This window comes from Allofranklinella schreckenbergeri (assembly GCF_003703475.1).
Lineage (GTDB): Bacteria > Pseudomonadota > Gammaproteobacteria > Burkholderiales > Burkholderiaceae_C > Lampropedia > Lampropedia schreckenbergeri.
On the sequence record NZ_RDQM01000008.1, the window covers coordinates 92,865 to 106,669 of the forward strand.

At 63.7% G+C, this 13,805-nt stretch carries 12 protein-coding genes; 7 read left to right on the forward strand and 5 right to left on the reverse strand.

Going from position 1 to position 13,805, the window contains the following annotated elements:
• Positions 1 to 138: 138 nt before the first annotated feature.
• Positions 139 to 843 (reverse strand): Smr/MutS family protein, encoded by a 705-nt coding sequence (locus tag EBQ26_RS07595; protein WP_390614180.1) that lies wholly within the window; start codon positions 841 to 843, stop codon positions 139 to 141.
• Positions 840 to 1,586 (reverse strand): RadC family protein, encoded by a 747-nt coding sequence (gene radC / locus EBQ26_RS07600; protein ID WP_122238412.1) that lies wholly within the window; start codon positions 1,584 to 1,586, stop codon positions 840 to 842. The genes EBQ26_RS07595 and radC overlap by 4 nt, the downstream gene beginning before the upstream one ends.
• Positions 1,587 to 1,673: 87 nt before the next feature.
• On the opposite strand from radC, the gene EBQ26_RS07605 reads away from it, so the two are divergent.
• Both EBQ26_RS07605 and ispH read left to right on the forward strand, forming a co-directional pair.
• Positions 1,674 to 2,153 carry an FKBP-type peptidyl-prolyl cis-trans isomerase gene (locus tag EBQ26_RS07605; RefSeq protein WP_122238413.1) on the forward strand — a complete coding sequence of 160 codons (480 nt, stop codon included), beginning with the start codon at positions 1,674 to 1,676 and terminating at the stop codon, positions 2,151 to 2,153.
• A gap of 1 nt (position 2,154) precedes the next feature.
• Positions 2,155 to 3,120: a 4-hydroxy-3-methylbut-2-enyl diphosphate reductase gene (gene ispH, locus EBQ26_RS07610; protein ID WP_122238414.1), complete on the forward strand. Its 966-nt coding sequence runs from the start codon at positions 2,155 to 2,157 to the stop codon at positions 3,118 to 3,120.
• A gap of 379 nt (positions 3,121 to 3,499) precedes the next feature.
• Here the strand turns inward: ispH and EBQ26_RS07615 are convergent, their stop codons facing one another.
• The 3 genes from EBQ26_RS07615 to cysE form a co-directional block, all read right to left on the reverse strand.
• Positions 3,500 to 3,901, reverse strand: coding sequence for a rhodanese-like domain-containing protein (locus EBQ26_RS07615; RefSeq protein WP_122238415.1), 402 nt, complete (start codon positions 3,899 to 3,901; stop codon positions 3,500 to 3,502).
• Between the two features lie 25 nt (positions 3,902 to 3,926).
• A complete protein-coding gene (locus tag EBQ26_RS07620) occupies positions 3,927 to 4,454 on the reverse strand; it encodes a GNAT family N-acetyltransferase (RefSeq protein ID WP_122238416.1) in 528 nt (175 codons plus the stop codon).
• A gap of 254 nt (positions 4,455 to 4,708) precedes the next feature.
• Entirely contained in the window at positions 4,709 to 5,509 is an 801-nt protein-coding gene (cysE, locus tag EBQ26_RS07625; protein WP_122238417.1) for a serine O-acetyltransferase, read from the reverse strand.
• Between the two features lie 232 nt (positions 5,510 to 5,741).
• Between cysE and EBQ26_RS07630 the strand changes: the two genes are divergently transcribed.
• From EBQ26_RS07630 to EBQ26_RS07650, 5 genes are all read left to right on the forward strand, one after another.
• Entirely contained in the window at positions 5,742 to 6,449 is a 708-nt protein-coding gene (locus EBQ26_RS07630; RefSeq protein ID WP_122238418.1) for a histidinol-phosphatase, read from the forward strand.
• Positions 6,446 to 8,164, forward strand: a complete 1,719-nt coding sequence (pcnB, locus tag EBQ26_RS07635; RefSeq protein ID WP_122238419.1) for a polynucleotide adenylyltransferase PcnB — start codon at positions 6,446 to 6,448, stop codon at positions 8,162 to 8,164. The genes EBQ26_RS07630 and pcnB overlap by 4 nt, the downstream gene beginning before the upstream one ends.
• Positions 8,165 to 8,292: 128 nt before the next feature.
• On the forward strand, positions 8,293 to 9,732 hold the full coding sequence (locus EBQ26_RS07640; protein ID WP_122238420.1) for an MFS transporter: 1,440 nt from the start codon (positions 8,293 to 8,295) through the stop codon (positions 9,730 to 9,732).
• Between the two features lie 189 nt (positions 9,733 to 9,921).
• A complete protein-coding gene (locus EBQ26_RS07645) occupies positions 9,922 to 10,650 on the forward strand; it encodes an arginyltransferase (protein WP_122238421.1) in 729 nt (242 codons plus the stop codon).
• 129 nt (positions 10,651 to 10,779) lie between these two features.
• On the forward strand, positions 10,780 to 13,794 hold the full coding sequence (locus EBQ26_RS07650) for a monovalent cation/H+ antiporter subunit A (RefSeq protein ID WP_122238422.1): 3,015 nt from the start codon (positions 10,780 to 10,782) through the stop codon (positions 13,792 to 13,794).
• The last annotated feature ends 11 nt before the right edge of the window (positions 13,795 to 13,805 follow it).

Sequence of the window (13,805 nt, forward strand, 5' to 3'; positions counted from 1 at the left end):
CGGTTTTGCCGCCTTCGCGCGGGGGGCGCATTTTAGGGGTGTGGCCTTGCTACGCCGCTTTGCTTGAGCGCCCTTAAAAAATCCAGGGGCATTGGCCTGGCGGACTGCGCAAACGCATGTTTGCTTATAGGGCGGCTCTCAGGGCGCCCGATCCAGCAGCACGATGACAGCGCCTGCCCCACCCTCGCAAGCGCGCGCCTGCACGAAAGCCAGCACTTCTTTTTTCTGCACCAACCAGCGCTGCACGCGCGTTTTGAGCACGGGCACACGCCCGGGCGAGCCGTGGCCTTTACCGTGGATGATGCGCACGCAACGCACGCCACGGCGGCGCTGTGCGCGGATGAATTGCCCCAGCGCTTCGCGCGCTTCGTCCAGGCGCAGGCCATGCAAGTCCAGCGAGGCCTGGATGCTCCAGTGCCCCAGACGCAGCTTGCGCGCCACCTCGGGCGCGACGCCGCTTTGGCGGTAGCTCAGGGCCTCATCGGTGTCGAGCAGGGAGCTGACATCGAAATCGTCGCTGATGGATTCGAGCAGCGCGCGCTGCTCATCGAGCTGCAATTGCAAGGGCAGCGGCGGCGCAGGTTCAGGCGCCAGGCGCACGCGCGGCGGGGCTTTGAGTGCATGCACGGGGCCAACCGTGTGGCGAAACAGGTTGCGCTGGCGTTCTTCCTCCGCCCGGCGGGCCTTTTCCAGCTCGGCCTGGCGTTGGCGCATTTGCTGCTGGAGCTTGAGCAGGGCGGACACCTGCCGCAAATCCGATAAAGCATGCAGGCGCAGCGCTTGCCCCTTCTCCGGCGCTGCGGGCGCCTGGCGCGCAGGTTTGCGATCGGAACCGCCGCTCATAACACCCCCGAATCGGCCAGCGAGCAGCTTTGCCCCTGCGCCACGATGATGTGATCGCGCACCTGGATGCCCAACAGCGCCAGGGCATCGCGGATGTGCCGCGTCAGGCTCACATCGGCAGGCGATGGCTGCACCGAGCCGCTGGGGTGGTTGTGCGCCAGGATGACGCTTTCGGCATGCCAATGCAGCGCGCGCAGGGCGATTTCGCGCGGATAGACCTGGGTGTGCGTGAGCGTGCCGCGAAACAGCTCCTCAAACGCAATCATGCGCATCTGGGCATCCAGAAACACCACCGCAAACACCTCATGCGGCCGATGCGCCAACTGGGCCTGCAAATAGCTTCTGGCCGCGGCGGGCGAAGCCAGCGCATCGCCTGCCTGCAACTGCTGCGCCAGGGCACGGCGCGCCAACTCCATGATGGCCAGCAGCTCGGCGCGCTTGGCTGGCCCCAGCCCCTTGATGCGGGCCAGGTCTTCATGGCGCGCATGCAGCAAGCCATTCAAGCCGCCAAAGCCGCCGCCCTCCGCTGCACCTGCCGCACGTGATGGAGGGGATGTATCGGCGGGCGCGCCGTTGCGCGCAGGCAAGCGCAACAAATCCTCCGCCAGCGCCAGCACGCTGCGCCCGGCAATCCCCGTGCGCAAAATAATGGCCAGCAGCTCCGTATCCGAGAGCGCCGCCGCACCGCGCGCAAGCAACTTCTCGCGCGGGCGCGCTTCGGGCGGTAAATCCTTGACGGGCATAGGCAATAGGGCAATGCAGAAAAAAAGGGGCAAACGTACAATCCGCGCCCAGTTTATCAATGCCTATATACACAGAACCTGCACCCTATGAACGCCCCTGCCCCTTCCGACGCCACCGCCCCTGCAGCCGTCCACCCTGGCGCTTTCCTCACACTGCACTACCGCCTGGCCGGTCCGCAGGGCGACATCGTCAACACTTTTGAAGGCGGCCAACCCTCTACCCTCACGCTGGGCACCGGCGCTCTCTCGCCCGCGCTGGAGCAGCGCCTCATGGGCATGCAAGAAGGCCAGCGCGCCTGCTTCTCCCTTGCGCCGGGCGAAGCCTTTGGCGAGAAAAATCCCCAAATGCAGCAATGGGTTGCGCGCAAGCTGCTGGATGAACAGGGCGACCCTGAAGACGAATACACCCCCGGCGAAGTGGTGGAATTTCTCACCCCCAGCGGCGATGGCAGCTATGCAGGCACCGTCATGCAAGTGCGCGAGGATGGCGCTGTGCTGTTCGACTTCAGCCACCCGCTGGCCGGCCAGCCCGTGAGCTTTGAAGTCCTCATCATCGGGGTGCTGTGAGATGAGCGCCCGCGACATCGTGCTGGCCGAGCCGCGCGGCTTTTGCGCAGGCGTGGATCGCGCCATCGACATCGTCGAGCGCGCCTTGCTCAAATTCGGCGCGCCCATCTACGTGCGCCATGAAATCGTGCACAACACCTACGTCGTCGAAACCCTCAAGGCCAAAGGCGCCATCTTCATTGAAGACCTGGCCGAAGTCCCCGCAGGCGCCACCCTCATCTTCAGCGCCCACGGGGTGAGCAAGGCCGTGCAAAACGAGGCCAAGGCGCGCGGCTTTCAGATTTTCGACGCCACCTGCCCGCTGGTAACCAAAGTCCACGTCGAAGTCGCCAAACTCGCGCGCGAAGGCTACGAATTTCTCATGATCGGCCACGCCGGCCACCCGGAAGTGGAAGGCACCATGGGCCAGCTCTCGGAAGGCATCCACCTGGTGCAAACCGTCGAAGACGTCGCCACCGTCCAGCCCGCGCAAACCGAACGCCTGGCCGTGGTCACGCAAACCACCCTCTCGGTGGACGACGCTGCGGAAATCACCGCCGCCGTCAAAGCGCGCTTTCCCCACATCCGCGAGCCCAAACAGCAAGACATCTGCTACGCCACGCAAAACCGGCAAGACGCCGTGCGCCAGCTCAGCCAGCAGGTGGACATCGTCATCGTCGTGGGTAGCCCCACCAGCTCCAACAGCAACCGCCTGCGCGACCTGGCCGAACGCCTGGGCACACCCGCCTACATGGTGGACAACGCCGACGAGCTGCAGGCGCAATGGTTCGAGCAACGCCAAACCGTGGGCCTGACCGCAGGCGCATCCGCGCCGGAAGTGCTGGTCAAAGCCGTGATCGAGCGCCTGCGCTCGCTCGGGGCTGTCTCCGTGCGCAAAATGGATGGCATTGTGGAAACCATGCATTTCCCCCTGCCCAAAGGGCTAAAGCTGGAGCACGAAACCAGCAACAAAGCGGGCCGGGCCTGAAACCAGCCCATCTCAGGCCATCAATTTACAAATCAAAAGCAAAGAAATACACCTATTTCGGCAACACAGGAAATAAGTCCAATTTTCTTTGAATTGCAAATTATGCATTTGGGAAGATGCCACCCTACTGAGCCCTCCCCGGCCTGAATGCAGGCCAAGCATGCTTGAGGGACCCGATGGGGAAAATCGCGCGCCAAAGGCGCAGGCCGATTTTCAAGCTGCCTTCCCTGCGCAAAAGGAAAATGCCGCAAAAACCCCATTCCGAAAATAAGGCGCAAAAAGAAAACCCAGGCCAAACACAAGCCTGGGTTTTTTGATTTTTCTGTTTTGAATCAGCTCAAATCGCCATAAGCGAAGCGCCGTGCACAACTGGCCCTATTCAAAACTGAATCCAAGGCAAGCCCCGGTAACGCCAGCCATTTTGCGTGCCGCGATGGCCATTTCTATCCAAACTGCCTTCAAAACCTTCCAGAATATTAAAAGCCTCGAATCCCAATGCCGCTGCACGCGCAGCGGCCGCCACCGAGCGACCGCCACTGCGGCATAACATCAGGATTTTCTTGTCTGGCGGTGCCGCAGCGCGCAATTGCGCATCAAAATCGGCGTTAAATGCCATGTCAGGCCACTGGCTCCAAGGCACTGAGCGCGCGCCAGGCACCTGACCAACCCACACCAACTCAGCATGGGTGCGCACGTCAATGATGACGGCCTGGCCCGCCATCGCCCACTGCCAAGCCGTCTCTGGGGTGATGTCGCCCGCGTAGGGCGCGGCATCCATCATGGCCTGTGCGCCTGTCGCCTTGGCCTCAGCGGCCCGTGGTCAGCGAGCGCTTGAAGCGGATTTCCTCCAGCTTCGTGCCACCAATGCTGGCGATCTTGGCACTGCTGACTTCACGCTCGAAACCTGCGGTTTCATGGAATTTCAGGGCGCGTTCGTTGTGCAGGGGCACCCAGGCGGTGACATTGGTGCAACCTTCTTCGTGCAAGCCCTCGCGCGCGGCGTCCCATAATGCAGCGCCCACGCCTTTATTCCAGTGGTTGGGAGCGATATAAATGGCCCAGATTTCACCCGTCGTCGGGCGCGTTTTTTCATCGCGCGAGCGGTCAAAACCGACAAAGCCGACGATTTTGTCGTTTTCCACCGCGACTTTCACTTGCGGCTCGCAATATTCAATGGCTTCGCGCCAATAAGCGACACGTTTTTCAACAGTGACCGATTTGAGGTGTTCGTCTGGAACCACGCCTTTATAAGCGGCCTGCATGGCGGCAGTATGGATTTGGGCAATGGCTTTAGCGTCGCGCAGCGTCGCGGGTCGAACCACGATAGTAGACATAGCAGTATTGAGAGGGGGAGAAAAAGAAACAGTGGTTGCGAAAAGCGGCGTATTCTGCACCCAAGCCCCTGTAAATATCAAGTGGTGAAACGGCTTGACAGACGAAACCAAGTGGCATTCATCGGGGGGCTTGCCATACGCCTGGATTTGCGCCAGCCCCCCTTTTTCACAAGGCTTGCAGGGCTTTTTACGGTAGCGCCACAAGCCCCAAAAGCGCGGATCGGGATGGCCCGCAGCCAGGCTGCTGGCCGCGCTTATTCATCCATCATTTCGCGCAGCTTTTGCAGTTCGCTGGCCCCTTGGCCTGGCCCTTCATGCCCGCCTTGGGGCGCGTCCTGGCGCGAGGCGGCGCTGGGCGCTGTCGGCTGGTTTTGGCGCAGTTGCTCCAGCGCTTGCCACAAGCGCTGGATTTGCTCCTCCGACTGTGCAGCCGTATCGATCAAGCCTTTGAGCGCCTGCGAAACGGGATCATCGCTTTGCGTGACGCCGTAAGCGCTAAAGCCCATGCGGGCGGATGCCTCCTCCCGGCGCTGATCGCTTTCTGCGTGGATGATGCGCGCTGGATTGCCCACTGCGGTGGCACCGGCAGGCACCGGCTTGGTAACTACGGCGTTGCTGCCAATCTTGGCGCCTTCGCCCACCTCAAAACCGCCCAGCACTTGCGCATTGGCGCCGATGATGGCGCCCGCGCCAATGGTCGGGTGGCGCTTGCTGCCTTTGTGCAAAGAGGTGCCGCCCAGCGTCACGCCTTGGTAGATGGTGACGCCGTCGCCCACTTCAGCCGTCTCGCCAATGACCACCCCCATGCCGTGGTCGATAAACACCCCTTGCCCCAATTGCGCGCCCGGGTGGATTTCAATGCCCGTCACCATGCGGCTCAGGTGTGAGGTGAAGCGCCCCAGCCATTTGAGGCCACGCAGCCAAAACCAATGAGCGAGGCGATGCATCCAAATCGCGTGCAAGCCTGGGTAACAGGTCAACACCTCCCAAGCGTTGCGCGCGGCAGGGTCGCGCTCAAGAATGCATCGGATATCGGCTCGCAGGCGAGAAAGCATGGCTGGCCCTATAAGGGAAAAAGGCCGCGATTATCGCAAACCGGCCAGCCCCCTTCAGGGCCTCGCCCATCCGTGAGAAAATGCCCCGCTTTGCCCGGGCGCGCCATGGCGCCGCGCGCAGGTTTTCCCCCTCTCCTAACGCGGCCTCCCATGCACGAAGCCACGCAATGCACGCCGGGCGCCGGGCGACTTGCATCGCCCCAATGCTTGGGCCGTCCCGCCCCTTTCTGGCATGACCGAATCCACCGCATCCCTCCCCTGTGCCAAGCCCCGCCTGGCGCTATTCGATCTGGACCACACCCTGCTGCCCATCGATTCCGACTACGAATGGGGCCAGTTCACCGCCCGCCAGGGGCTGGTTGATGGCCCCGACTTTGCCCGGCGCAATGCGGAGTTTTTCCAGCAGTACAAAGATGGCACGCTGGATTTGGCGGAATACGTGCGCTTTGCCACCGAGGCCATTCGCCGCATCGGCCCTGAAGCCGCCGCCCAGGCCCATCACCAGTTCATGGCCGAAGTCATCGCGCCGGCCTTGCTGCCGCCCGCGCTGCAACTGCTGGAGCAGCACCGCGCAGCGGGCGATACGCTGCTGATCGTCACTGCCACCAACCGCTTCGTCACCGAGCCCATCGCCCAGGCCCTGAACGTGCCCGAGCTGCTGGCCGTGGAGCTGGAGCGCGATGCCAGCGGCTGGTACGACGGGCGCATCGCAGGCGTGCCCACCTCGCGCGCGGGCAAAGTCACACGCGTGGCGCAATGGCTGGCCGAGCGCGGCTGGGATTGGGGCGATGTGCACACCACCTTCTACAGCGACTCCAGCAACGACTTGCCGCTGCTGGAGAAAGTGGACACCCCGATCGCCACCAATCCCGACGAGCGCCTGCGCCAGCACGCCCTGGCGCGCGGCTGGCGCATTCTGGATTTATTCACCAAGACATGATCAAGCAATTCATCGACAAGCTGCTGGGCAAACGCCGCACAGGCGCCGCCACTGCCGCCCCGCGCGCTAGGCGCAGCCCTGCTGCGGCCAAAGCCTCGGCTGCGGGCCACCCCCTGGGCCAACGCAACGAAGTGCCCGCACGCGCCCACGGGATCGATCCCACACTGGTGGATCGGCGCGCACAGGAAGTCGTGCACACCCTGCAAGATGCAGGCTATGAGGCCTACATCGTCGGCGGCGCGGTGCGCGACCTGTTGCTGGGCCTGCGCCCCAAGGATTTCGACGTCGCCACCAACGCCACGCCCGAGCAGGTCAAAAGCCTGTTCAGGCGCGCCTTCATCATCGGGCGGCGCTTTCGCATCGTGCACGTGGTCTTTGGGCGCGGGCGCGAGCACGAAGTCATCGAAGTCACCACCTTTCGCGGCTTTACCGACAACGCCAGCGCCGAGCGCGTGCATGGCAACGAAAAAACCAGCCGCCAGGCCCTGGCGGGCGTGCGCCACGCCGTGGACAGCAGCGGGCGCGTGCTGCGCGACAACGTCTGGGGCAGCCAGCAAGAAGATGCCGCCCGGCGCGACTTCAGCATCAACGCCATGTACTACGACCCGCGCTCGCAAACCGTGGTCGATTACCACGGCGGCATTGACGACGCCCGCCAGCGCACCATCCGCATGATCGGCAACGCCGAGACACGCTACCGCGAAGACCCCGTGCGCATGCTGCGCGCCATCCGCTTTGCCGCCAAGCTCGACGCGCTGGGCTTCACCCTCGACAGCGCCACCGCCCGCCCCATCGCCCTGCTGCTGCCGCTGCTCGAAGACATCCCCCCCAGCCGCATGTTCGACGAAATGCTCAAGCTGCTGCAAACCGGCCATGCCCTGGCCTCGGTAGCGCAGTTGCGCGCGCTGGGGCTGGGCCGTGGCGTCTATCCCCTGCTCGATCTGGCCGTGGCCCGCGCCGACTGGCCGCTGGTGCGCCTGGCCTTGCAAGACACCGACCGCCGCGTGGCCGAAGGCAAGCCCGTAGTACCCAGCTTCTTGCTCGCCTGCCTGCTGTGGGACGATGTGCAAACCCAATGGGAGCGCGCCCTGGCCCAGGGCGAGCACCCCACGCCCGCGCTGTCTGACGCCATCAGCGACGTCTTCGAGCGCCGCGTTGGCGAAGTCTCCGGCCGCGGCAAGCTGGGGGCGGAAATGCGGGAAATCTGGATGATGCAGCCGCGCTTTGAGCGCCGCACGGGCAAAGCCCCGCTCAACCTCATTGAGCAGCCGCGCTTTCGCGCCGGGTTGGACTTTTTGCGCCTGCGCGCGCGCACTGGCGAGCCGCTGCAAGCGCTGGTGCAATGGTGGGAAGCGCTCAGCCTGGCCGATGACGACGCCCGCGCCGATCTGCTGGAGCAAGCCCGCCTGCATAGCCAGCAAGCGGGCGGCGGCGGCAAAAGCAAATCCTCACGCCGCACGCGCAAACCCACCGCCACGCCGGATGCCGACGCTGCCGATGCCCCCAGCGCCACCTGCAACAACAGCGACGACAGCGCCCCGCATGCAGCACCGCAGGCCAACGACGCGACCGATGCCCCCGCCGCCAAAAAACGCCGCCGCAGACGCCGCAAGCCAGCCGCCCAGCGTCCCGATGGCAGTGATGGCAGCAATGGCAGCGAAGCCAACAGCGGCAACAGCCACAGCGCCGCCGGTGGAGAAATGCCCCAACCCTGAGCGCCCCAGCAGCATGAGTGGCAAAGGCGCAACGCCAGCAAAACCAATCAAAGGAAATTTGATACCAATACCATCAAGCCAAAATAAGGCAATTTATTTTCCTTTTGGTCGATAATAAAAAGCCCGTCATGCCCTCGAACACCGCGCCTGTCCGCCCTGCACCCGCCTCCCGCGCCCACTATGGCGACGGCTTGCCGCCCGGCCCGCGGCGGCGCAGCGTTTTCGTCATCTTGCTGGGGTTGACGCTGGTCGTGCTCGATAGCTCCATCGTCACCCTGGCCCTGCCCCGCATCGCCCGCACTTTCGAGACTTCCGCCTCCGCAGCCGTGTGGATCGTCACCGGCTACCAGTTGGCCGTGCTCGGCCTCATCCTGCCCATGGCCTCGCTGGGCGAGCGGCTCGATTACCGCCGCGTTTATCTCTGGGGCATGGCGGTGTTTGCCGCCGCCTCGCTGCTGTGCACGCTGGCGCAAAGCCTGTGGCAGCTTGTGGCCTGCCGCGTGCTGGTGGGCGCAGCGGGGGCGGCCATCATGGGCGTTTCGCCCGCCATCGTGCGCCTGACCTACCCTGCCGCCCTGCTGGGGCGCGGCTTTGCGCTCAACGCCACCACGGTGGCCATCGCCGCCGTCACCGGCCCCACGCTGGCCGCGCTCATCCTCTCCGCGCTGGATTGGCCCTGGCTGTTCGCCCTGAGCGCGCCGCTGGCCGCCCTCACCCTCTGGCAAGGCAGGCGCCACCTGCCCTCGCGCCCGCCGCCGGCCACGCCCCCACCCCTGGCCGCGCTGGATTGGCTGCTCAACATCGCCACGTTCGCCCTGCTGTTTTGGGGGCTGGATCGGCTGGTGGCCCACGGCATTGGGCAAGGCGGGCTCACCGACGAAGGCTGGCAGGCCCTCGCCGCACTGGCTCTGGGACTGACGCTGGGGGCCTGGTATGTGCGCCGCCAATGGCATTTGCCCGCGCCGCTGCTGCCGCTGGATTTGCTGCGCATTCCGGTGTTTGCCCTCTCCATGTGCGCCTCAATCAGCGCTTTCAGCGCCCAGATGCTCGCCATGATCGCCCTGCCTTTCTTGAGCATGTCCATCCTGCACCACCCGCCGCTGTGGACTGGGCTGCTGGTGAGCATTTGGCCCATCAGCATCGCCCTGATTGCGCCGCTGGCGGGGCGACTGGTCGGGCGCTGGCCCGGCAGCCTGCTGGGTGCGACGGGGATGCTGATGCTCGCCACAGGCATGATCGCCCTGGCGTGGATGCCGCTGTACGCCTCGCCCTGGTGGATGGGCGCCGCGCTGGCGCTCAGCGGCGCGGGATTTGGGCTGTTTCAAACACCCAATAACCACATCATCCTCACCAGCGGCCCGCCCGAGCGCAGCGGCGCTGCGGGCGGCATGCAAGGCACGGCGCGCCTGACGGGGCAATCGCTCGGCTCTGCCCTGGCCGCTGGCGTATTCGCCTTTCTGCCCCCGCCGCACGTTCTGCAAGGCCCGCAAACCGCGTTTGCCATCGCCGCCGCCTGCGCCTTGCTCGCCGCTTGCGCCAGCGCCCTGCGCAAACGCAGCCAGCGTTAGAGCGTGTGATGCACTTTTCGCCCCCCGCAGGGGGAGCGCAAAGTGCATCACACGCTCTAGTTGTCGTTGAGATTCAGTATTGCGGCGGTGTTTTTGGTCAAAACTGTGCATCTGCGGCTTTTGCCTCGAAAAACCGCTTCGCAAACCCAATCTCAACAACTCCCAGGATGGCGTTTGCCGATACAGCCCATGACCACCCGCTCGTTCCTGCCCCTTTCCGTCACCGCACCTTACCCATGCAGTTACCTGCCCGGGGCGACGGCGCGCTCGCTGCTGGTCACACCAGGGGACGTGGTGGATACCCAGGTGTATTCGGCGTTGGTGGACAAAGGCTTTCGGCGCAGCGGCCTGTTTACCTATCGCCCCCTCTGCCAAGGCTGCAATGCCTGCCAAACCCTGCGCCTGCCCGTGCAGTCTTTTGCACCCAACCGCAGCCAACGGCGCACCTGGCTGCAGCATCAGGCGCTCACGGTGCGCATCGCCGCGCCCCGAATGCAAGCCGAGCATTACGCGCTCTACCAGCGCTACCTGAAAGCGCGCCACAGCGGCGGGGGGATGGAGAGCGACAGCGCCAGCGATTACGAGCAGCTTTTGCTGCGCAGCCGCGTCAATACGCAACTGGTGGAGTTCTGGGCTGCCAGCGAGCAGGGAGGCGCGCAACTGCGCATGGTCAGCGTGGTCGATGTGCTGCAACAGGGGCTGTCAGCGGTCTATACCTTTTACGACGACGCCATCAAAGGCCTGGGCACTTTCAGCATCCTGTGGCTCGTCCACTGGGCGCGCCAGTTGGGCTTGGCCTATGTGTATCTGGGCTACTGGATTGAGGGTTGCACCAAGATGGCCTACAAAACGCGTTTTTTGCCTTGCGAAATTTTGCAAGATGGGCGCTGGGTACGCGTGGAGCGGGCCAGCGCGTAACCAAGGCGCGGCAGGCGCTTCCTCAGAACAGGCTCCCAGCCCCCTTCGCTCGCAACCCTTTGAAAAAAAAGCCATTTATGCCATTTCTTTACGGTTGGCTGAGGTGGCTGCCCGTAAAATCCGCGCCCTATGCAGCCCGTCACTCTCAGCACCATTGTTTTGCTGCCGTTCATCGGCAGCTTGTTGGCCGTCATCCTGCCGTCCAATGCGCGCAATAGCGAATCGACGCTGGCTGGGTTGATCGCGCTGTTTTGCGCGGTGCAACTGGGGTTGCACTACCCCGCCATCAGCGGTGGCGAAGTGATCGAGCAAGAGTTTCTCTGGCTAACCTCCTACGGGTTGAACCTCAATCTGCGCATGGACGGCTTTGCCTGGATGTTTGCCATGCTGGTCTATGGCATTGGCGCGCTGGTGGTGCTGTACGCGCGCTATTACATGTCGCCCAAAGACCCGGTACCGCGCTTTTTCTCCTTCTTGCTGGCCTTCATGGGCTCCATGGCGGGGGTGGTGCTCTCGGGCAACATCATCCAGCTCTCCTTTTTCTGGGAGCTGACCAGCATTTACTCCTTCTTGCTGATTGGCTACTGGCACCACCGCAAGGATGCGCGGCGCGGCGCGCGCATGGCCCTCACCGTCACGGGCGCGGGCGGGCTGTGCCTGTTCGCAGGCATGTTGCTGCTGGGGCATATCGTGGGCAGCTACGACCTGGACAATGTGCTGGCGGCAGGCTCGCAAATCCGCAACCACCCCGCCTACACCACCGCTTTATGCCTGATCTTGCTGGGCGCATTCAGCAAAAGCGCCCAAGTGCCGTTTCACTTCTGGCTGCCCAACGCCATGGCCGCGCCCACGCCCGTCTCGGCGTATTTGCACTCGGCCACCATGGTCAAGGCGGGGGTGTTTCTGCTGGCGCGCTTCTGGCCCGTGCTCAGCGGCACCGAAGAATGGTTTTGGCTGGTCAGCAGCATGGGCGCAGCCACGCTGCTGTTTGGCTCGTTCATGGCCATGTTCCAGAACGATCTCAAAGGGCTGCTGGCCTATTCGACCATCTCCCACCTGGGGCTGATTACGCTGCTGCTGGGCCTGAACCGCGAGCTGGCGGCCGTGGCAGCAGTGTTTCACATCATCAACCACGCCACCTTCAAAGCGTCGCTGTTCATGGTGGTGGGCATCGTGGACCATGAAACCGGCACGCGCGACATTCGCCGCCTCTCGGGCCTGTACAAGCTCATGCCCCTGACGGGGACGCTGGCCATCGTGGCCACCATGGCCATGGCAGGCGTGCCGTTTTTCAACGGCTTTCTCTCCAAAGAAATGTTCTTCGCGGAAACCGTGCTGGTGCACGCGCCCGCCTACATCCAAGCCAGCCTGCCGGTATTGGCCGTGCTATTTGGCATTTTCAGCGTCATTTATTCGCTGCATTTTGCCTACGACGTGTTCTTTGGCCCGCCGACGGAAGATTTGCCCAAGACCCCGCACGATCCGCCCATCTGGATGAACGTGCCCGTGGGCTTGCTGGTCGTGCTGTGCCTGTTGGTAGGCGCTTTCCCCGCCCTGATGGTGGGGGATTTCCTGGCCGTGGCCGCCCAGCCTGTAGTGGGCGATCTGCCTGAATACAGCCTGGCCGTCTGGCACGGCTGGAACCGGCCATTCCAGATGAGTATGGTCGCCCTGGGTGTGGGGTTGGCGCTGTTCTTCCTCGTCATCCGTCCGCTGCGCGGCAAAAACTACTTCAAGGATTACGCCTTTACCTGGACGTTGACCGGCAAGCGTATTTTTGAGTACCTGCTGGCCTGGACTTCGCGCAAAAGCCGCGCCCTGCGCTCGCGCCTGACGACGCAGCGCCTGCAATGGCAAATGTTCTGGCTGATGATGGTGACGTTCCTGGCCGTGGGCCTGCCTCTGTGGAAAGACGGGCTGACGATTGGCGAGCGGCCCATGATGACGCATTCGCCAGGCTTTGCCACCCTGTGGTTCCTGGGCATGCTCTGCGCCATCGCCGCCGCCTGGCAAGCCAAATACCACCGCCTGGCGGCTATGACCTTGCTGGGCGCCACCGGGCTGTGCGTGGCCATCACGTTCTTGTGGTTTTCCGCCCCCGATCTGGGGCTGACGCAGTTGACGGTGGAAATCGTCACCACCATCTTGCTGCTGTTGGGGCTACGCTGGCTGCCCGTGCGCGACAAAACCATCCGCCCCGTAGTGCGCGAGGTGGATTTGAGCATCGCCCAGGCGCGGCGCGCGCGCGACTTCATCATCGCCCTGGTGGCCGGTTGCGGCATCGCTTTGCTGACTTACGCCATGCTCAGCCGCCCGTTTGCCGAAAGCACCTCCACCTTCTTCCTGGAGCGCGCGCTCAGCGAAGGCGGCGGCACCAACGTCGTCAACGTGATGCTGGTGGATTTCCGCGCGTTCGACACTTTTGGGGAAATCGTGGTGCTGGCCATCGTCGGCTTGACGGTGTACGCCTTGTTGCGGCGCTTCCGCCCCGCGCGCGAAACCATGGATTTGCCCATGCAGCAGCGCGTGCTGCCCGGTGACTTGATTACCGACCTGTTCAACCCCCGCCAGGCTAAAGACACGGCCATTGGCTACCTCACCGTTCCTGCGGTGCTGGTGCGCCTGCTGCTGCCCATCACCACCATGGTGGCGGTGTATTTCTTTCTGCGCGGCCACAACGAGCCGGGCGGCGGCTTTGTGGCCGGGCTGATCTTTTCGCTGGGCCTGCTGCTGCAATACATCATCTCGGGCACCGAGTGGGTTGAGGCCAACATCACGCTTTATCCGCGCCGCTGGATCGCCTTTGGCCTGCTGTGCGCCATCGTCACCGGGGCCGGTTCGCTGTATTTCGACTACCCCTTCATGACCACGCACATGATGCATGTGCACTTGCCCTATTTGAACGAAGAAATCCACATCGCCAGCGCCATGTTTTTTGACCTGGCGGTGTTTGCCGTCGTCGTCGGCTCGGTGCTGCTCATTCTCACCGCGCTAGCCCACCAATCCACCCGCGGCCATCGCTACCACGCGCGCAAGCTCGAAGACGAAGCCGAGGCCAAAGAGGCTGCCATCGCCCGCGCCAAGCAGGCCGCCGCCTATGCAGAAATCGCTCGCCTCAACAGGCAGCCCCCCACCCCGAGATAAGGACAGGAGAC